The sequence below is a fragment of the Paenibacillus sp. GCM10028914 genome, assembly GCF_042666275.1.
In the GTDB taxonomy this organism is placed as follows: Bacteria; Bacillota; Bacilli; order Paenibacillales; family Paenibacillaceae; genus Paenibacillus_AQ.
Window position 1 is genome coordinate 117,343 of the sequence record NZ_JBHTFO010000006.1, and the last position, 19,204, is coordinate 136,546.

Sequence of the window (19,204 nt, forward strand, 5' to 3'; positions counted from 1 at the left end):
AGTATCTTAAGATTGGGTTAGGTATAATATCGATAAGTAAGTAATAGGTTTGTTCAACGGAGTAAAGCATCTAAGAGATATGAAAGGGATGGAGAACCAAAAGTAGAGAATAAGTGAGGTTAGCGGAAGATGAATATGGAGAAAGAGACCGGATCAGGTGGAAATGAAAGACTGTCGCAACACACCAAGACAGACCTGGACATCTATAAGCTCCTTGATCAAATGGGTATCCATCCCGATAAATGGCTGCTGTTGCAAGAAGCGAAAGAATAATAGCAATCCTTAATTGAACGGTAGGAAAAATCCCCAGCAATCTGTATACACAGCTTGCCGGGGATTTTTTTGATTGTGACTTTGGTTACTTCATCATACGTTCCATTCTAACAAAGGCAATGAAACGTTTAGCTTCTTCTTCAGTTAGCTTTCGACCGTCTACTGTGAGGTTAAAGCGTTCTAGTAGGTCTTGATCAGATAGCTCTAAACCGTCAACAAATTCGCGAACATTGGAATCCATTGATAATTTCTCGTGTTTCGTCCGGCCAATTAAATAATCAATAGAAACATTAAATCGATCCGCGAGAAGTGTTAAGGTTTCAAAATCCGGCTTGCGCCGGTTTTTTTCGTAATGAGATAAAGCAGCGCGTGTAATGCCAACAGTAGATGCAAGTTCCTCTTGGGTCCAGCCTTGCTTTTCTCGTAATTCTGCTATCCTATTTCCGTAATTCATGTATGGGTCCTCCTTCGATGGCTTAGAAATACTCAATAGAAAGCATAAGGAAGAATAAGCAGGTTCATCCAAATGCATTTTATATTGACATGATACAGATTGTATCCTAGAATGAACATATCATTAGATACAAAACGTATCTCGGTGTGACATTCCGTATCAGTTTATCCGTGAGTAGGATATTTCATACCAGAAATTCACCGAAAAGAAGGAGTTAAATGAATAGTCAGATGTCCCGGAAAGTACATCATCACATAAATGTCGGAGTGCGTCTTGCGGCGATCGGGAAGTTGAATGTTAATGGACGAACTCACCAGATAACCCCGCTTGAGCTCAGCACGGAGAAAATTCTGTTTCTGTGCTCATGGGACATTCCTGTTACCTTCAATATAAAACTCACTTACGAGTTGGATGACTCCTATGATCGGCTTATAGTCTCAAGTAGTTTCTTGACGCGAGAAGTATGGAAAGAAAGCAATCTGTATACAGCCAGATTACAAGCTACTGAGAATGAGAAGCTTCGGATCACAGGGATGTTAAATCGGCTAATGTACCTTCAATACTGTGATACACCAATTCGATTATACACAAATATCGGAACGGCCCACCATAACCGGCGTCCAATAAGCACGATCATTCAATAGTTTTTGATAAATAACATTTTACTATATTTATGTTGCCCGGTCATTAGTTCTTTTACCTTATATCCTAGCGCCCTCTTTTTTAGAAAGGCGCTGGATTATTTTATGTGCTTATGTCACAAAAACAGTTAAGTTGCAGTGTTATAGGTCCTTTTACCGATACAAGGCTGATCCAGAAATGAGGTCAGTGAAGATTGTGTTTCATGTTAGTCCTGGTTTTAGAGAGTTAGAGGAGGTTAAATGAATCATGGCGACGATTAGAAAGGCTATTATTCCTGCAGCTGGGCTGGGTACAAGATTTCTTCCGGCAACAAAGGCTATGCCTAAAGAGATGCTTCCTATAGTGGATAAACCGACAATTCAATATATCGTGGAAGAAGCGATTGAAAGTGGCATTGAAGATATCATAATCGTTACAGGAAAAGGAAAACGTTCGATTGAGGATCACTTTGATCATGCGTTTGAGCTCGAATATAAGTTACAGCAACGTAAAAAAATGGATTTACTATATGAGGTACAGCGCCCCTCTCGAATGGTGGATATTCACTATATCAGGCAAAAGGAGCCTAAAGGGCTTGGCGATGCTGTGTGGTGTGCGCGAAAATTTATTGGAGATGAGCCGTTTGCCGTACTGTTAGGCGATGACATTGTAAGAGCTGAAAAGCCATGTATCAAACAACTCATGGAACAGTATGAACTTACGAAAAGTTCGGTAATAGGAGTTAAAAGTGTGACTCCCCAGGAAGTAAGCCGTTATGGGATCATCGATCCTTATCTAGCTGAGCCTATTTCAGGACTAACTAAGGTGCGGGGTTTGGTGGAGAAACCAGCATCTGAGCTTGCACCGTCTAACATGGCGATTATGGGAAGGTACGTACTGACACCGAGTATTTTTACCTATCTAGAGCAGGTAACTGCCGGAATAGATGGCGAGATTCAATTGACGGATGCCATTCAGCGATTAACTGAAACGGAAGATGTATATGCCTATAATTATGATGGGATACGTTATGATGTGGGGGATAAACTTGGCTTTATATTGACTTCAGTTGAATTTGCTTTAATGAAAGAAGAAATGCGTATTCCACTATTGCACGGTTTGGAAGAAATGATCAATTATAATAAGCAGTTTGTGAAATAATAGCGCGATATGAGTATGAAAACGATGGAGTCCCCCACAAATGTTGAGAGAATCCCTATAGTGGATACGTCTGTTTCTCTTGTTATTAATCCTGTAACACAACCGCATTGGTTTACCTTTTTTAAACGGCTGTTAGACTTGATCATTTCTGGGGTAGGTTTGCTTGTGCTTACACCTCTCTTTGCCGCAATTTATATCATTATTAAATATGATAACCCTAGTCATCCGGTGTTTTTCTCTCAAATCAGAGTCGGAAAAGGTGGAAAGACGTTTCGAATGTATAAATTTCGAACGATGGTTATCAATGCTGAGCAGTTAAAAGATGATTTATTGCATCTTAATGAAGTAACAGGTGCGATGTTTAAAATGAAAAATGATCCTCGTATTACGAGAATAGGTCGTATATTGCGAAAAAGTAGTCTTGATGAGTTACCGCAGCTCTGGAATGTGATCAAAGGGGATATGAGTTTAGTTGGTCCTCGGCCTCCACTTCCGGAGGAGGTAGCTAATTACAATATCTACGATATACAGCGACTTTCCATTTTGCCTGGATGTACGGGGTTATGGCAAGTGAGCGGAAGAAACAACGTTGGTTTTCAGGATATGGTTGAGTTTGATCTCCAGTATATCCAGCAACAATCATTGAAATTGGATCTACATATCATATTGAAGACGATAAAAGTGATGTTCGGAACAAAGGATGCTTTTTAAAGACCAGAGGATTGGTGCAACACTGCAGGAGGGATTGGATGTCTAAAAAAATCAAAGTCACTCTATGGCTGCTTACCTTCTTTCTAATACTCGTTGCCGGTTATGGTATTTTCATGTATCAATCCGTTAAAGAAACTGCGAACCAGATGTATGAAGAGAGAAAACCATCACCTTCTGTTCCTGTTAGCGTTGCTACTGAAATTAAAGAGCCGATAAGAGAAACTGTGAATTCTGAAAAGCTTGAACCATTCACAGTTCTCGTTATGGGAGTTGATGAGAGAGAAAATGATCGTGGTCGTTCTGATGCTATGATTTTGCTGGCAGTCAACCCAGAGAAAAAATCAATCCTCATGTTCAATATACCAAGAGATACTCGAACAACGATTATTGGTCACGGAACGGTCGACAAAATTAATCATGCGTATTCTTTTGGTGGTGTGGATATGACCCTAAGGACAGTGGAGGATTTCTTGCAATTTCCGATTAATTATTACATAAAAGTGAATATGGAGGGATTTTCAAGAGTTGTAGATTCCTTAGGAGGAGTCGCCGTAAATAATAAATTTCAATTTGATTATGAAGGTTATCATTTTGCAAAAGGTGATTTACTTTTAAGTGGTGCCGAAGCACTAGCCTTTTCACGTATGCGATATGAAGATCCAAGGGGAGATTTAGGACGAAACGAACGCCAGAGGGAGATATTGAAAGGGCTAATTCGTAAATCGTTAAATATCTCAACTGTTTTCAAGCTGCAAACTATTCTTGATGAAGTGGGTACTAGTGTAAAGACGGACATCACTTTTGAGGAAATGAAAATATTTATGTTGGAATACCGGACAAAGCTTGAAAGGATCGATCAGGCTGAAGTGAAAGGTTATGGGAAGAAGATGAATGGAATTTGGTATTACATCGTCGATAAGGAGGAGAGAGAAGAGATTAGTTCGTTGATAACAGCTCAAATGCATTGAAGACCACACATTGTTATTGCTATGTATCAAAAAATACAGCGTATCCCTATTGCTAGTCGAAGGGGATGCGCTGTATTTTGATATGACGAATTATCAATCAAAGGATCCGTCAAATGTTAATTTGCACAGTTTTCTGTTTCGGAAAGATGTGTATTCTTTCTTCCGATCATGTAATCAATGGAGACATGGAATATATCCGCTAGTCGTGTCAGTGTTTCTAAATTTGGTTTTCTTCGGTTCTTTTCATAATGAGATAGTGATGCTCGGCTAATGCCAATCGCCGCTGAAAGTTCCTCTTGAGTCCATCCCTTTTTTTCCCTCATTTCTGCTATTCGATATCCGTACAACGCTCATCCCCACCTCCTTATGTCAATTATCAAGTTCAAAAAGAGAGAGTAATTAACACTTGACATGATACAAAATGTATCGTAAATTAACGTTGTAGTCAATGATAATTGTTCATTTTCTCAAATAAGGAGACAAATTGTATCGTTATGGTGGTTATATTCTAGATTTTCCCGACAGATTGCATGATCAAAGTTTACTGAGTAGGGGGTTCAGATGATTGATCTTCATTGCCACATACTCCCCGTAATTGATGACGGACCGAGAACGATGGAAGGCTCGCTACGAATGGCTGCTATGGCAGTTGAACAAGGCATTCATACCGTAATTGCAACTCCGCATCATGGCACCAGGGGATACAGCAACAAAGCGATAACCATCAGACGTAGAGTGCAACAATTAAATGCAGAGCTCAATAGACACAGTATTCCGCTGACGGTTCTACCTGGACAGGAGTTTCACTTGACCAAGGCATACGATAAGGAATACCGGAAAGGCCGGCTTCAGACCTTGGCGGGATCTCCATATCTGTTGGTTGAACTGCCGTCGAGAACGATCCCCACCTTTCTGAATGAGTTTTTGTCATACATGGAAAGACAACAAAGGCGCGTAATCATAGCGCACCCTGAGAGAAACGCCGCTGTAATACAGAATCCCGATCTGTTGTTCGAATGGTTAAAGCGAGATGTATTGCTGCAGATCACGACCCAATCCTTAGTAGGTTACTTTGGACGCAGTATCCAAAAAACAGCTTTCTATCTTTGTGAGAACCGCTTGGCTCATCTCATCGCCAGTGACGCACATGATCCATTTCGGCGGAGTTATTATTTTCAGGAAGCAAAAGCAGTGGTTGAGCAGGTTAGTGGTGTGTCGTTATGGCAAACATTTCAGACCAATGCTGTTGATTTACTTACGAATAGGGACATCTCGGCGCTTCCTTCATTTTCTTCGCAAAGTAGAACACTCGAACAAAATTAGAATGACTTCTGGGGGTTGGACGGATGGAACTAAAAGTATTGATGTCTATGTTGAAAAAGCGGATATGGCTTATTGCAGGCTTTGTGTTGATATGTACACTCGGAGTCGGTTATTACAGCAAGTTTATAATGATTCCGGTTTATGAGGCATCTACGACACTGATCGTCAACAAATCAAATATGGATAGCAATGGAGGTCCGTCTCTGGACATCAATCAGATAAACTCGAATATCATGCTTATCAATTCATATAAAGTCATCTTAAGCTCCGCTTCGATTATGGATAAAGTTGTCCAGAAGCATCCGGGACTCGGGCTTAATTCGGAAGATTTGAGAGAGCGGATCAATATTATTACAACGCAAAACTCACAAATCATCACTTTGAAAATCCAAGATACATCTTATGAACAGGCTATGCAGATTGTGAATGCTATTTCGTATGTGTTTCAACAAGAGATTCCTCAAATTATGAAAGTTGATAATATCTCCATATTGGATGAAGCCAAACCCCAAGAATCAGCGGTGCCTGTCAGCCCGAAAGTTGCCATGAATGTGGTGATAACCTTTGCAGCCTCCTTGATGATAGCCGTAGGCCTCGTTCTTCTTAGGGAATTCATGGATGACACCGTGAAGACGGAAGAAGACATTGAGCGGTATTTGGAACTGGCTACGCTTGGAACAGTAGGTAAGATCAAAAAGAAAGATATTCGGGTCAAAACCAAGAAACAGTCAAAAAAACAGGCAGGTGAGCAATATGCGTCGGTTAGCCAATGAATCGAAATTAATTATGAACATCAATCGCAAATCGCAGATATCGGAAGGTTATCGGAATATCCGAACTAATATTCAATTTTCGGAATGGAATCATAAACTTCATGTTATTGCCTTCACCTCGACCCAAGCGGGAGAAGGAAAAACGACAACGATCAGCAACCTGGCTGTAGCTTATGCCCAAGAGGGAAAGAAGGTTTTGTTGATAGACGCAGATTTGCGTCATCCATCACTTCAATCGGTATTTAAAGTTTCAAATAAGACGGGACTTTCCAACCTGTTGGCTAATCAATGTCGTCAAGAGGAATCCATAAGGACAACTGGTATCGAGAATCTATCACTGATTACAGCCGGACCGGTTCCCCCGAACCCATCAGAGCTGCTGTCATCAGGAAAACTAAAGGAGCTGCTAGAGATATGGAAAGAGAGCTTTGACATTATTCTAATGGATACCTCGCCGGTAATGGCGGTCGCAGATGGCCTGATTGTCGCGTCGATGAGTGATGGCGTCGTTTTTGTTGTACAGGCCGGAAAAGTGAAGCGTGAGTATATACGAAAGTCCAAAGAAAAGCTTGAGCATGTGAAAGCACAAATCATCGGAGTTGTCCTGAATCATAAAAGAATGAGTAGGTCAGAGGCCCGTCAGTACAATTACTACGGTTACCAAGATTAACTTCATAGCTGGTAAGCTTTAAGGTCATGTCTACTGCACCTTTATCACGGTAGGCACTCGGTCACGCTGTGGGTATGAAAATACCTTAGACGTTCATCGTCGATAGTGTGATGTGAGGAGGGGTTTAATGCCCATGTTCATACTTCTGGATGGAAGTATGAGCTATGTTGGGGCGTGCCGATATAGCTGATACTTTTTCTAATATGAAATAAGGCAGGGACGTAAATGGTAAAGAAGGTATGTGTTGTTGGCCTTGGATATATCGGTCTTCCAACGGCCAGTTTGCTGGCGATCAAGGGATTTCAGGTGCATGGCGTGGATGTGAACAGGCACGCGGTAGAATTAATCAATCAAGGAAAGGTTCATATTTATGAGCCTGACCTGGACATCATGGTGAAGGCTGCAGTACAGAGTGGGCAGTTGAATGTATCAAGCGAACCGATAGAGGCGGATGTATTTATTTTAGCGGTCCCGACTCCTTTTCAGGATGGTCACAAACCAAATCTATCCTTTGTGCATCAAGCAACTTTATCGATTGTTCCGTATTTGCAACCTGGAAACCTCGTTATCTTAGAGTCCACCAGCCCGATAGGAACAACAGAAAAAATTGCCGAGTGGATCATGGAAGCAAGACCGGATTTAAACATTTCCAATTCACTGCATGATGTATGCAGTCGTTTCTTTGTAGCCCATTGTCCGGAAAGGGTAATGCCTGGTCAGATTCTCCGGGAGCTCGTTGAGAATGACCGGATTATCGGGGGCATTGACAGTCAATCCACGGATAAAGCGATAGCGTTCTACGATCAATTTGTGAGTGGTAAATTACTTGGAACGAACGCGAGAACCGCAGAGATGGCTAAGCTGACGGAGAATTCTTACCGTGATGTGAACATTGCCTTTGCCAATGAACTTTCATTTATCTGTGACCATTTGGATATTAATGTTTGGGAGCTTATCCGGCTGGCGAACCATCATCCACGTGTTCAGATTTTACAGCCTGGTCCGGGAGTGGGGGGGCACTGTATTGCTGTTGATCCATGGTTTCTGGTCGATGCAGCTCCAGAGCAGACGAAATTGATACATACCGCAAGGGTCGTAAATGATTATAAACCGGGATATGTTGTTGCCCGGGTGACGGAGCGTGCCGAGCGCTTTAAAGAACCTGTCATCGCCTGTTTGGGACTATCTTTCAAAGCTGACATTGACGATCTTCGTGAAAGTCCTTCCGTTGAAATCGTGGAGCATCTATCAAGATTGAAGGTTGGAAAAGTTAATATTGCAGAACCACATATTCAAGCTCTACCGCAATCTTTGCAGTTGGAGCACGTGACTTTAATGCCAACAGAGGAGGCAATCCGCAAATCGGATATCGTACTCCTGCTGGTGAATCACAATGTATTTCAAAGTATTGACCGGAATTTGCTGAAAGAGAAAATCGTCATTGATACTAGGGGATTTTTTAATTGATTTTCTCCGCATCATGCCTGGAGTGTGAATTGTCATGACGTCGTTTATGTATAAAATGCAGAAGCTAAAAAACATGCCGTTTGATATGGCAGTAAGAAAGGTAAGCGGAAAGGCGGCCTCAATACTCAGAGACACATCACGAAAATTTCAATTATTGGCCTTTCCGATTCGGTTAGATGTAACCCAGTTTAGCGGATACAAAAGCAGCAGCCATTTTTTGTTTGATCCGCAGAACCGTTCGTATTATACGGAACATCTTGTGGAAATGCAGTCCGATCAGAGCATAATCAAGGACGCCGACCGTATATGCTCTCACTGCTTCAATTTGCTTGGCTCCGGAGAAATCATGCTTGGTGAAAAACTGCCTTGGAATGAAGATTTTAAAGTAGGATACAGCTGGAAGAACTCATTTTATAAGCATATTAAAATCATTGATCTGGATCATCCTGCAGACGTGAAGGTTCCATGGGAACTTTCACGTTTTCAGCATGCGTTCACACTCGGAAAAGCTTATTGGTTAACAAACAGGGAGAAATACGCCAAGGAATATCAGGATCAGCTGAGCGATTGGATGGAGAAAAATCCGGTTGAAATGTCGGTTAACTGGACGTGCACGATGGATGTGGCTATACGTGCTGTGAATTGGATAGCCAGCGCATATTTCTTTATCGATAGTCCTTATATTCCCGAAACGTTTTGGGCTCGCTTTCACGCCTCTTTGTACTCGCATGGGCAATTCATTATGCGGAATTTAGAGAATAAGGGTGAGCATACCGGAAACCATTATTTGTGTAACTTGGTCGGTCTTATCGCTTTAGGGTTATATTATCGTGATTTCACCTGTGACCCGGATAAGAGAAAAGGTAGTACTCCTGAGAGATGGTTAGAATTTGGCCTGCAGCAGATCGAGCGTGAAATGGTTGTTCAAGTGAATCCAGACGGATCGAATTATGAAGCATCGACCTCGTATCATCGACTTGTTACGGAATGTTTCTTAGTGACTGCGGTTCTGTGCTCTCGTAATGGGATTTCATTGTCTTCGAACTATATGAACCGTGTAGAACATATGTGTCAGTTTATGCTGGATATTATGAAACCTGATGGATTAACTCCTACTGTGGGAGATGCGGATGACGGCCGCCTGATTATTCCATCGAAGTACGGTTCTTGGATAAGAAATGACTTCAGCCATTTGCTTGCTGTAGCGGGAGAGGTGTTTCATCGCGATGACTTCCGCCATGCCGGAAGTAAGCATCAAGAGGATGCATTATGGATCGCTGGAGCAGTTACGACGCTTGATCCTGGGGCTACCAATGCCCCTCGATCCGTAGCTTATCCGGATGGCGGATATTATGTGCTGAGGCAGGGGGAAGCATATTGTCTTATTCGCTGCGGCGACTTGTCTTTTCATGGACATGGTGCACATAGCCATAATGACCAGCTGAGTTTTGAGCTACAGATCGGTGGCGTGGACTTCATCATCGATCCAGGATCGTATGTATATACAGCCGATTACCGTATGAGAAACCTTTTCCGAAGCACGGCTATGCACAATACGCTGGAAGTGGATGGGAAAGAACAGAATGATTTTGAAGAGAGGGTGCTGTTTCTGATGAGGGAGCAGACCTTTGCGAAGTGTGAGGGATTTGGTGAGAACTATTTTGCCGGGAGCCATCAAGGATATGTGCAGAAGAGCGGGATTGTGCATAGGAGGGAAATGAGATTACAAGAGGATCAACTGGAAATCAGCGATAGGCTGGAGCAGGTATCTCCCCAAGCAGCAGTTCCGTATTACAATGTTACTTTTATTCTTGCACCTGGTGTAAAAGTGAATGAGTTGGAAGAGAGAATTGTGCTGAGCCATCAAAGAGTATCGGTTGATATGACATTTACAAACGCGGAAACAACTGAAATACTTCCATGTTGGGTATCCAGTCGCTATGGTGAGAGGGAGCTTAGCCAGCTTCTTCGAGTGAAAGGGTCAAAATCAAAGCTATGTACATTCATTCAATGGTCTATAAGTGAGAAAGAGGGAATTTAGATGAGCCTTGCCAAAGATATCGCCAAACAGATTTTGTCATACTTTCCTTACCGGTATATGAATGTTGGTAAGGAATTTTACGAGTGGATGAACAAATTTGAGAATATGAAAACCATGACGTATGAGCAGATACGCGAGGCTCAGTTCATCTCTTTTAAGAACATGGTGAGGTATGCTTATGATGAGACGAAATTTTACCGTCAACTATATGATGCGCATGGGTTTCATCCGGATCAGCTGAAGGATTGGTCTGATATAGAGCGCATACCGATTATTAATAAAGCCATGGTCAAAAAAAGCGGGATGGACATCGTGGCTGCCAAGTACAGGAATAAACGGTTACATATTGGATCCACAAGTGGTTCAACGGGTACATCTCTAACTTTGTATTCCAATCGCGCAGTTAATCAGCGTGAATGGGCGGCTACTTGCTTTCTGTGGTCAAAAGTAGGATATCGTCCGGGGGATGGCAGAGTGGAGTTCAGGGGTCTTTTTGTGGGTGATGAAGAATATAAAATCGATCCTTATCATCGGGTTCTTCGTGTGAATGTCTCTAAACTAACCAAGGACAACATCCAACAAATACTGAACCTGATTCAAGAGCTGGGATATGAATTCATTCATGGGTATCCTACCTCCATCAGCTTGGTTTCGAAACTGATCCTAGAGGGGAATCTTGTTAACCAATATCGTCCCAAAGCGATCTTACTAGCATCGGAAAGTGTATTTGATTATCAGATCAACTCCATCCGGATGGCTTTTCCGGGTGCGAAAATGAATGTGCATTACGGTCAGTCCGAAAAGGTAGTTACGGCAGGTTGGAATGTAGACGAGGTTGGATATCAGTTTATTCCTTTATACGGTTATTTTGAAATGGACTCGAGCACTAACGGTATCATTGGCACGTCATTTATTAATGATGTAACTCCCTTCATTCGATATGAGCTGATGGATGTCGCCTCACCTGTTGCAGAATCAGCAAACCGAGAAGGATATATGTTTCCGACGATTCCGTCCATTGACGGCCGGGTTGGAGAGATTATGTATAAACCGAATGGAGCTATGGTTTCGTCCGCTCTGGTGGCGATAGCGCTTCGGGGGACGAAATCTGTAACGGCCTGTAAATTAATACAGCACCAATTAAACGAGATAGAAATGCTTGTAGAGACCACTCAATCTGAGAAGGATGTTACAGAGGATACAATAGAGGTCATGCAAAGACTTCGTTCTATATTTACGGATGAGATGTCATTCAAGATCACCGTGGTAGATCATATACCAAGAGAACCTTCGGGTAAGTTTAAGTATGTTGAGGTGAGAATAGATCGAGAAGGTGTTCCGATATGAAGATCGTTCTGGTCGGACCGTATCCACCGCCAATTGGGGGAATATCAATTCACATGAAGCGAGTTGCACGCCATTTGAGAATCATCGGTCTGGAATGTGATATTTATGATGAATCCAATGGAAACAATCGCTTAGAAGGTGTTTATCCTATTCGTAGTTATAAATACTTTATCTTAAGGTTCCCTTTTATTCGGGGGAATCTTTTTCATTTTCATTCCATTAGTAAGAAAATCAGGATCATGTTAGCTCTATTTAGGATTTTCGGAAAAAAAATCATACTCACGATTCATGGCGGAAGCCTGATGGAACAAATCGAGCAGTCCAACAGGGTGGTGCGATTTGTTCTACTGAGAAGTCTTCAATCGATAGATCAGATTTTGTGCGTGAATGAGGCGGATACACAACAACTGCTGGCTTTAGGTTTCAGTAGAGACAAAGTCGCCACATTGCCGGCATATGTTAAGCCTGTGGAAAGTGAACAAGACGATCTCGAAATTCCTAATGAAGTAACCACCTTTATTAATGAATCTGAGTTCGTCATCACTGCGAATGGATATATCCGATTCTACCAGGGGCAGGATTTGTACGGGGTAGATCGGCTTATCTATCTGCTGAAGGAGTTAGATGACAAGGGTTACGAGGCGCATATATTATTTGCTCTTCTTGGGGTGTCGGATCAAAGCTCAGAAGAGCGTCAGTATTATGACGACATTAAACAACGAATTAAAGATCAGGGGGTCGAGGGGAGGTTTTTATTCTACGAGGTTCAGGATACCGAACTATATCCGCTTTTGAAAAAAAGTAAATTGTTTATTCGTCCTACACTAACGGATGGATATGGGGTCTCTATAGCCGAAGCTTTGGCCTGTGGTATACCTTCAATTGCAAGTAATGTGTGCAGCCGGCCAGAGGGAACGATAGAGTATCAAGTGCGAAACAACGAAGATTTACTGCACAAGGTACGGGATGTCATGGAAAACTATCCGGTGTATAAACAAAAAGTTCTGAGTCTACGTAATCCGGATTATTTAGCTGATCTGTTGACTGTATACGAACGAATTGCGGGTAGAAGAAGTCTGAAAAGTACCAGGGTCATTGGTCAAAATGGAAAATAAAAAAATGCTTTCCAACGGATTGGTCTATTTAGGCGCATCCATATTGACGCAAGCGATGAATTTGTTGTTGATTCCGCTCTATACGAGAAATTTAACGCAAGAGCAGTATGGTCACTATGACATGATTTTAAGTTTCCAGCAGCTGTTGGCTATCGCTATTACGCTCGGCGTATATTCAGGTATGATTCGTTTTTTTAATGAGTTTGAGGACAAGAACGCACTTAAGAATACATCGATATCTTTTTCGCTTCTCTGGGGCGCTTTTTGTATTGGAGTGGCCTTTCTAATCAATCCTTGGCTCAATCCGGTGTTGTTCCATGATGATCCGGATAGGCATTTGTTTATCCCATTTATTGTGATTAGCTCTGTAATTATGTGCATGAATACGACTTACTCTAGTTATTATTCTATGAGTTTCAGAGCATTGAAAGCCGCTGCGATCCAAGTATGCACGCTTTTTATGATTATATTATTTGCCGTTTATTTCTTCCTTGTATTAGATATGGGGATTATAGGGATTTTAACGGCGCAAATGTGTGGCAATTTGACCGTTTTTTTATGTCTCTATTTAATAGACCTTCGGAATTTCAAACTGACGATCAAGCAGAAACAGCTGAGAAAGATGCTTAAGTTCGGAACGGGGTTGCTACTTGGGGATATATCAGCATGGGTACTTACGCTTAGTGATCGGTTTTTAATAAAAAGCTTAATGGATCTGTCCTCACTGGCTATCTATTCTATTGGATACAAAATTGGAATGCTAATTAATCCAGTCTTAATCAATCCATTCAATTCGGTTTTTACACCGCTAAAATTCAAAGTGTATAAAGATGAAGACGGGGCCCAGCAGATCGAGAACATGTTCCGCTTATACAATTTCTTGGGCTGGTTCTGTATAACAGGCCTTTCCTTGTTCGGAAAAATTGCTGTGAAATTGATTGCAACTGATGAATATAGCCAAGCTGCATATCTGGTTCCTGTTATTGCACTTTCTTATTTTTTATCAGGAGCTATATCGTTTTATTCATTGGGACTTCATATTGCGAATAAGGTGCGGCTGAATTCTTTCATAACTATCATCGCGGCATGTATTAACGTGATTGCTAATCTGATTCTGATCCCATGGATCGGAATTTATGGCTCAGCAATTTCTACCGTTATAGCCTATGCTTTGGGGAATGGCGTGTTTTATTATTTTGGTTCCAAGTACTATCCCGTCGGGCTTGGTCTGCTGTACCCATATAAATATTTGCTTGTTGTGGGTCCGGTTTACGGAATGTATATCTTATTAAGTCGTTTTATAGATTCATTATGGGTAGAGGCGCTGCTTAACAGCCTTTTATGTACCGTATTTGTCTTACTCACAATTGCTCTCAAATTCATATCACTTCAAGAGATAGCAGGTGTTCTGAAAGGCTTCCGCCTGCGCGGAACTGATAAAAATGCGGTTAAAGGAGTTCATTCGGAATCATGATTACAAAAATTATAGAAGACGTTGAAGGATTTCTCAGTATTAAAGATGACTGGGAAAGATTAGAGTCACAGGATTCGGATGCGACATACTATAGTACATTCCAATTCAATTATTCATGGTGGCTTTCTTATGGCGGGGATAAGAGTAATAGACTGTTTATCGTTTGCTGTTACAGGGACAATAAACTGACTGGGATCGCACCACTGATGATTAAACGTATCGATAAAAAAATCATAAAACTGGATGTCCTCTGTTTTTTGGGCAGAGGAGATTACTTATCATTTCTGTTGGATAAGAAGGGAAATATGGAGTTGAAGACGCTCAAAGCGATATTCTCTGCGATTGAAGAACATGCGGTGGGATGGGATAAGTTAGAGTTAACACATATGGCAGCGAGTACAAGCCTCTTATATTATCTCATGCGGCATGATAAGTATAATCCAGGTGTAAGTTATCTGACATCCTGTCCTCAACTGGATCTCGGTGAGTATGATACATATGAGCAGTTTGCACAGCAGGGCCTTTATCCGAGAGCACGAAAAAGCGTGGAGAAATTTCGAAGAGAAGTACCTTATCGATTAAAAGTGATTACTAGCAGCGAAGATAAGCATATTTATGACCGAATATCACACATCCACAAGCTAGAAAAAGACTTTTTGCGCACACAGAAAAAAAGACTGGAAAGAAGAAGTTTATTTGATGATAAACAAAACGAAAGCTTTCTAAAAAGCTTGTTTATGGATAATGAACAGGTGGTAACTTTTTTATTGGAAGACGAGAAAGGAGAAATTATAGTCTATAGGACCTGTTACGTATACAAAGATAAAATTCATGGATGGAATACAGGCTATTCCCCAGAATATGCCCATATCCATAGTATATCCGATGTTCTAATGATCGAAATGATTCAATACCTCTATGAGCATCCGCTTGGTCGAGTTATTGATTTCGGGGCAGGTAGTTATCCATGGAAGTTTAAATGGACGAGTAATTTTATGGTCAGTTATTCATTTACGAAGTGGAATAAGTCAAGCAAGAGAATTAAGAGGTATCAGTTTCTGCTGAAAATGAAAGATCTACTTCAAACGATTAAGGGAGAGCGTTATGCACGTTGAACTTTGCAAATGGTACAACGGCTCCGACTCTCCCGTGTTATTGATGATTGATGATCTGGCTAACAAGTGGGTGGATACAAACAACAACGGACATTTGGATTTAGGTGAAGATTGGGGTTATTTCAAGAATAGTGAGAATTCTTCATTCCATTATTTAAATGAGAAAATTCTAAAAGACTTCCCTTGGGTCAAAGTTACGTTTTTCGTGCCTGTTGGTGCACGGGTTGGAATGCTAGAGACTCCATTGTTCCCCAAAAAATCTCTACCTATGAACTCAGATGAGGAGAGTAGACAGTTCTTTCGTTCTATTCATGACCATCCCCAATTCGAACTTGCTTATCATGGGACAACGCATGGGAAAGTAGGAAGTCGCGCACAAGACTTTATTCAAGAATGGTCCTTGTTTCAAAGCCTAGAAGAAGCGGCCTCTACAATTCAGGAAGGTACAGATATATTCCGAGATGCTGTGGGTACTGATCCGCGCGGAGGGAAGTACTGCGGTTATACAAGCAACGAGTATTCTGACGATAGTATTAATCAGACTAATTTTTCATGGTGGTGCAGGTACTGGAATCGGGGAATGTTAGATGACCCCAAAGACGCCATCTGTGGACAGGATCAGAATCCGATAACGAATTTTGATGTGAAGAGATTTGGAAGCCATAATGTGATTGATATTCCTTCTACTGTAAACGGCGGACTGCTAAATATAAGCCAGAGTGATCTTTCCTTAAAGGGAATCATTAAGAGGGCTCTTGGAAACTTACTGATCCGTTGGAAGCTCCGTGAAATTAAATATTTATTAAACCATCGTTTGGTCATTAGCATACAGGAACATATTGCACCCTCACGGGATGATGGGAAAAGACAGACGCCGAATATATTTGATGATTATAAAAGCCTAATCGGCATATTCGAATATCTCGCAGATAAAAAGGTGTGGTATTGTACCGGGAGCGAATTGGCAGATTACGTGAATCTCCGTGACCATGTCAGTTTAGTTATTAAAGATGAATACCGATTTGAGTTAAATCATCAGGCGCCATACAGGAATCAGGTGATTTCTCTTGCATTTCGTGATCAAGGTCCCTTTACGGTAAAACTTCCGAATGATATACAAGTTGAAGTGGTGGAAGGAATCGTGAATTTGCCTGTAATGAAAGGGGAGTATTTCATTCTTAAAGGTGGGATCTAGATGAAGAAAAGCCTTATAGTTATCTCGGATTATATGGAAGGGCAACCCGTTGTGGCGTCAGTTAGATATGCTGGGATTATGCCTTGTTTTGCGGAGAAATACGTGTTGCTGGCTATTAATGATCAGAGATTTGGCACGGGTAAAACGGTATATTCTGACGACAATTATAAATTTCATACAACTAACAGCGTATTTACACAAACCTTTGATGGAAATGGAACTGCTGGTGGCAAGAAGACTGGAACGCTGGAAAGGCTTTTACGACATAAGTGGGTAATCTCAATATGGAGAAATGTTAAATTGAGCAAGCGATTATTCAATCAAAAAAACAAAGGGTTATTTCTTCAACTGGATCGCTATCTCGCCGAATATGAAGTTGCTGCGGTTTTTGTAACGGTGCCTGATGTATATGGACTGTACGTATTAGATTATATTAAGCAAAAACACCCTCATATCCCGGCTATTATTGAAATTCGAGACATTATTAATCATGACATTGGGGAAGGCAATCCTAAATTATCATTCAAACGAGCGGAGAAGCTAGTGTGCAAGCATGGAGATGGAGTGATCGCCGTTTCTCAAGGGATTGAGAAGTATTATCGAGGTTTGGATTCAGCGCTTGATATTAAACTGGTTATGAACGGCTACGATGAGCAGTATTTCTCGGAATGCACCTACCATTCAAAGGCATCGACAGAACATCATGTGACTCTAGCTCATATTGGCTCTATCTATAAAGGAAGAAATATTGCCGAGTTCATCGAGGGATTACAGATCTTCAGCAATCGGACAGGGATCCAAGTTACATTCAATATTGTAGGGCTATTAGATGAACAGGCGCTTCATGATATTCAGAATCTGGAACCTTCTAAAAACGGGGTAACTATTCAAATCATAGGCAGTGTTGAGCATCACAAGGCTATTGAATGGCTAAAATCAGCGGATATTGCAGTAATTCTAACGCATGTGAAGGGTAGCGATTATGCGATCCCTGGCAAAACCTTTGAATATATTGGTGCGTGCAAGCCTATTATTGCGGTAACAGAAGACGGGGAGCTTACTGCACTGGTTCATGGGAGATATGGGGAGTGCGCCCGTCATGATCGTGACGATATCGCAGACCGTTTAACATGCATTTTACAGAAAAGATACGATTATTCTGACAGAAATAAATTTTCTAGGAGAATGCAATCGGAACAGCTGCTTCGATTTATGGAGCAGAAGATGAAGGAAACCAGGCATAAAAAAAAGATTATAAACGAGGTCTAAATGGAAACTATCATTGCCTTTATTTATGTTTTTCATCAGGCTATAGGTGCCAATTTGGATCTCTTTTATTTTATGAGCCTGATTTTGATTGTCGTAGAAATCTCAAAGCAAAATAAGATAACCCTCAAAGCAGTTGCTTATATATATTTGATCGTGTTGTATTCGTTATTACAAATCGTAGTGACCGATGAAATTCACATTCAAAGGCTTGTGATTAACGTGGCTAAAGTCTTTCTGTGCCTATACTTGTTCCTGCAAGTCAGAGAGATGAAGCTGCCGAGATTTTCTTTGAACAAAATAATTAAGACGACCTCCGTTATGAATTTTATCCTGCTTCTGGTTTCACTAGTTTATAAGTCCGATCTATTATGGCGTTTAGATGATAATGTGAATATATATCAGAAGACTCGGCTGTCACTTCTTTATTTTGAACCGAGTGAAGCTTCCTTCCATGCAGCCATTCTAATCATTTTATTGATGTATCAGGCACTGAGAGAGCGTGACTTCAAACGAAATGTGTGGAACCTTTTCTTCATAGCGACAAACTTTATGATCGTTCTACTGTCGGCTGGGATGGGAGCGATGTTAGGTCTAATGCTGGCCTCCGTATTGATGTATTTTTATTATATACGTGAACGGATAAGTACGGGGAAAGCACTGATGCTTATTGCGCTTGTAATGATAAGTGCGGTAGGCATTTTTGTATTTATAACGAGTAAGAATAGTTTTTTTATGAGGTTGACTGACATCTTGAATGGTAAGGATGGATCTGTCGTTTATCGGCTAAACGTAAGTTTTACTGTGATGAAACAGATGCTTATTGAATCCAATTTCTTAGGAATCGGATTCGGCAACTTAAATACGGATGCAACACGAAGTTTATATTATAGCTACGGTCTTGTTGAGGTGATTTCAAATTCATTTATGTATTTTATTGCTGAAGGTGGGATCCCGGCATTAATTCTCTTAGTCTGTTTACTTATTTCTATCCTTTACCGTGTTGCGCCAAGTGAAAGAATATTGAAATATTCTCTCTTCGTTTTTATTATGAGTTATCAAATTGCAGGTGGTTATTTTACGAACCCTGTTAACTGGATTATTTATGGATTGATCGCGAATCAGATTTATATGCAGGAGTACACAAATCACATGAGCTCCAGTCTAGTTCGATCTACAAATGTAAATAACCTGTCCCAAATAACTCGAAAGTGGAGCTGAAGTATGAAA

18 protein-coding genes and 1 pseudogene are annotated in these 19,204 nt (G+C 41.1%); 17 read left to right on the forward strand and 2 right to left on the reverse strand.

Annotated elements, in window-relative coordinates:
* Window positions 1-129: 129 nt before the first annotated feature.
* Window positions 130-273 carry a hypothetical protein gene (locus ACFQV5_RS05200; RefSeq protein WP_379244327.1) on the forward strand — a complete coding sequence of 48 codons (144 nt, stop codon included), beginning with the start codon at window positions 130-132 and terminating at the stop codon, window positions 271-273.
* Window positions 274-358: 85 nt separating this feature from the next.
* Here the strand turns inward: ACFQV5_RS05200 and ACFQV5_RS05205 are convergent, their stop codons facing one another.
* Window positions 359-727, reverse strand: a complete 369-nt coding sequence (locus ACFQV5_RS05205; protein ID WP_379244329.1) for a helix-turn-helix domain-containing protein — start codon at window positions 725-727, stop codon at window positions 359-361.
* 218 nt (window positions 728-945) lie between these two features.
* Between ACFQV5_RS05205 and ACFQV5_RS05210 the strand changes: the two genes are divergently transcribed.
* From ACFQV5_RS05210 to ACFQV5_RS05225, 4 genes are all read left to right on the forward strand, one after another.
* Window positions 946-1,371, forward strand: a complete 426-nt coding sequence (locus ACFQV5_RS05210; RefSeq protein ID WP_379244331.1) for a hypothetical protein — start codon at window positions 946-948, stop codon at window positions 1,369-1,371.
* 244 nt (window positions 1,372-1,615) lie between these two features.
* Window positions 1,616-2,509 (forward strand): UTP--glucose-1-phosphate uridylyltransferase GalU, encoded by an 894-nt coding sequence (galU, locus tag ACFQV5_RS05215; RefSeq protein ID WP_379244333.1) that lies wholly within the window; start codon window positions 1,616-1,618, stop codon window positions 2,507-2,509.
* 9 nt (window positions 2,510-2,518) lie between these two features.
* Window positions 2,519-3,220, forward strand: a complete 702-nt coding sequence (locus ACFQV5_RS05220; RefSeq protein WP_379244335.1) for a sugar transferase — start codon at window positions 2,519-2,521, stop codon at window positions 3,218-3,220.
* Window positions 3,221-3,258: 38 nt separating this feature from the next.
* Window positions 3,259-4,188, forward strand: a complete 930-nt coding sequence (locus ACFQV5_RS05225) for an LCP family glycopolymer transferase (protein WP_379244337.1) — start codon at window positions 3,259-3,261, stop codon at window positions 4,186-4,188.
* 158 nt (window positions 4,189-4,346) lie between these two features.
* Here ACFQV5_RS05225 and ACFQV5_RS05230 read toward each other — a convergent pair.
* A pseudogene (locus ACFQV5_RS05230) lies at window positions 4,347-4,535 on the reverse strand (helix-turn-helix domain-containing protein); the annotation flags it as partial.
* Window positions 4,536-4,749: 214 nt separating this feature from the next.
* On the opposite strand from ACFQV5_RS05230, the gene ACFQV5_RS05235 reads away from it, so the two are divergent.
* The 12 genes from ACFQV5_RS05235 (at window position 4,750) to ACFQV5_RS05290 (ending at window position 19,195) form a co-directional block, all read left to right on the forward strand.
* Window positions 4,750-5,511, forward strand: a complete 762-nt coding sequence (locus ACFQV5_RS05235) for a tyrosine-protein phosphatase (protein WP_379244339.1) — start codon at window positions 4,750-4,752, stop codon at window positions 5,509-5,511.
* A 23-nt stretch (window positions 5,512-5,534) separates the two neighbouring features.
* Window positions 5,535-6,284, forward strand: coding sequence for a YveK family protein (locus ACFQV5_RS05240; RefSeq protein WP_379244341.1), 750 nt, complete (start codon window positions 5,535-5,537; stop codon window positions 6,282-6,284).
* Window positions 6,265-6,954 carry a CpsD/CapB family tyrosine-protein kinase gene (locus ACFQV5_RS05245; protein WP_379244343.1) on the forward strand — a complete coding sequence of 230 codons (690 nt, stop codon included), beginning with the start codon at window positions 6,265-6,267 and terminating at the stop codon, window positions 6,952-6,954. Before ACFQV5_RS05240 ends, ACFQV5_RS05245 begins: the two co-directional genes overlap by 20 nt.
* 225 nt (window positions 6,955-7,179) lie before the next feature.
* A complete protein-coding gene (gene wecC / locus ACFQV5_RS05250) occupies window positions 7,180-8,421 on the forward strand; it encodes a UDP-N-acetyl-D-mannosamine dehydrogenase (RefSeq protein WP_379244345.1) in 1,242 nt (413 codons plus the stop codon).
* A 34-nt stretch (window positions 8,422-8,455) separates the two neighbouring features.
* Complete coding sequence (locus tag ACFQV5_RS05255; RefSeq protein ID WP_379244347.1) at window positions 8,456-10,462, forward strand: heparinase II/III family protein; 2,007 nt, start codon at window positions 8,456-8,458, stop codon at window positions 10,460-10,462.
* Window positions 10,463-11,809, forward strand: coding sequence for a hypothetical protein (locus ACFQV5_RS05260; protein WP_379244348.1), 1,347 nt, complete (start codon window positions 10,463-10,465; stop codon window positions 11,807-11,809).
* Window positions 11,806-12,924 carry a glycosyltransferase family 4 protein gene (locus tag ACFQV5_RS05265; RefSeq protein WP_379244350.1) on the forward strand — a complete coding sequence of 373 codons (1,119 nt, stop codon included), beginning with the start codon at window positions 11,806-11,808 and terminating at the stop codon, window positions 12,922-12,924. Before ACFQV5_RS05260 ends, ACFQV5_RS05265 begins: the two co-directional genes overlap by 4 nt.
* Window positions 12,914-14,398: a lipopolysaccharide biosynthesis protein gene (locus ACFQV5_RS05270; RefSeq protein ID WP_379244352.1), complete on the forward strand. Its 1,485-nt coding sequence runs from the start codon at window positions 12,914-12,916 to the stop codon at window positions 14,396-14,398. The genes ACFQV5_RS05265 and ACFQV5_RS05270 overlap by 11 nt, the downstream gene beginning before the upstream one ends.
* The gene (locus tag ACFQV5_RS05275; protein WP_379244354.1) at window positions 14,395-15,513 is read left to right on the forward strand and encodes a GNAT family N-acetyltransferase; all 1,119 of its coding nucleotides are present in this window, start codon (window positions 14,395-14,397) and stop codon (window positions 15,511-15,513) included. The genes ACFQV5_RS05270 and ACFQV5_RS05275 overlap by 4 nt, the downstream gene beginning before the upstream one ends.
* The gene (locus ACFQV5_RS05280; protein WP_379244356.1) at window positions 15,503-16,708 is read left to right on the forward strand and encodes a hypothetical protein; all 1,206 of its coding nucleotides are present in this window, start codon (window positions 15,503-15,505) and stop codon (window positions 16,706-16,708) included. Before ACFQV5_RS05275 ends, ACFQV5_RS05280 begins: the two co-directional genes overlap by 11 nt.
* Window positions 16,709-17,977: a glycosyltransferase gene (locus tag ACFQV5_RS05285; RefSeq protein WP_379244358.1), complete on the forward strand. Its 1,269-nt coding sequence runs from the start codon at window positions 16,709-16,711 to the stop codon at window positions 17,975-17,977.
* Complete coding sequence (locus tag ACFQV5_RS05290; RefSeq protein ID WP_379244360.1) at window positions 17,978-19,195, forward strand: O-antigen ligase family protein; 1,218 nt, start codon at window positions 17,978-17,980, stop codon at window positions 19,193-19,195.
* The last annotated feature ends 9 nt before the right edge of the window (window positions 19,196-19,204 follow it).

Coding starts and splice junctions, on each gene's coding strand:
- ACFQV5_RS05260 (WP_379244348.1), top strand. CDS start 10,463: ATGAGCCTTGCCAAAGATATCGCCAAACAGATTTTGTCATACTTTCCT.
- ACFQV5_RS05265 (WP_379244350.1), top strand. CDS start 11,806: ATGAAGATCGTTCTGGTCGGACCGTATCCACCGCCAATTGGGGGAATA.
- ACFQV5_RS05255 (WP_379244347.1), top strand. CDS start 8,456: ATGACGTCGTTTATGTATAAAATGCAGAAGCTAAAAAACATGCCGTTT.
- ACFQV5_RS05225 (WP_379244337.1), top strand. CDS start 3,259: ATGTCTAAAAAAATCAAAGTCACTCTATGGCTGCTTACCTTCTTTCTA.
- wecC (WP_379244345.1), top strand. CDS start 7,180: ATGGTAAAGAAGGTATGTGTTGTTGGCCTTGGATATATCGGTCTTCCA.
- ACFQV5_RS05275 (WP_379244354.1), top strand. CDS start 14,395: ATGATTACAAAAATTATAGAAGACGTTGAAGGATTTCTCAGTATTAAA.
- ACFQV5_RS05280 (WP_379244356.1), top strand. CDS start 15,503: ATGCACGTTGAACTTTGCAAATGGTACAACGGCTCCGACTCTCCCGTG.
- ACFQV5_RS05270 (WP_379244352.1), top strand. CDS start 12,914: ATGGAAAATAAAAAAATGCTTTCCAACGGATTGGTCTATTTAGGCGCA.
- ACFQV5_RS05200 (WP_379244327.1), top strand. CDS start 130: ATGAATATGGAGAAAGAGACCGGATCAGGTGGAAATGAAAGACTGTCG.
- ACFQV5_RS05290 (WP_379244360.1), top strand. CDS start 17,978: ATGGAAACTATCATTGCCTTTATTTATGTTTTTCATCAGGCTATAGGT.
- galU (WP_379244333.1), top strand. CDS start 1,616: ATGGCGACGATTAGAAAGGCTATTATTCCTGCAGCTGGGCTGGGTACA.
- ACFQV5_RS05240 (WP_379244341.1), top strand. CDS start 5,535: ATGGAACTAAAAGTATTGATGTCTATGTTGAAAAAGCGGATATGGCTT.
- ACFQV5_RS05245 (WP_379244343.1), top strand. CDS start 6,265: ATGCGTCGGTTAGCCAATGAATCGAAATTAATTATGAACATCAATCGC.
- ACFQV5_RS05205 (WP_379244329.1), bottom strand. CDS start 727: ATGAATTACGGAAATAGGATAGCAGAATTACGAGAAAAGCAAGGCTGG.
- ACFQV5_RS05210 (WP_379244331.1), top strand. CDS start 946: ATGAATAGTCAGATGTCCCGGAAAGTACATCATCACATAAATGTCGGA.
- ACFQV5_RS05285 (WP_379244358.1), top strand. CDS start 16,709: ATGAAGAAAAGCCTTATAGTTATCTCGGATTATATGGAAGGGCAACCC.
- ACFQV5_RS05220 (WP_379244335.1), top strand. CDS start 2,519: ATGAGTATGAAAACGATGGAGTCCCCCACAAATGTTGAGAGAATCCCT.
- ACFQV5_RS05235 (WP_379244339.1), top strand. CDS start 4,750: ATGATTGATCTTCATTGCCACATACTCCCCGTAATTGATGACGGACCG.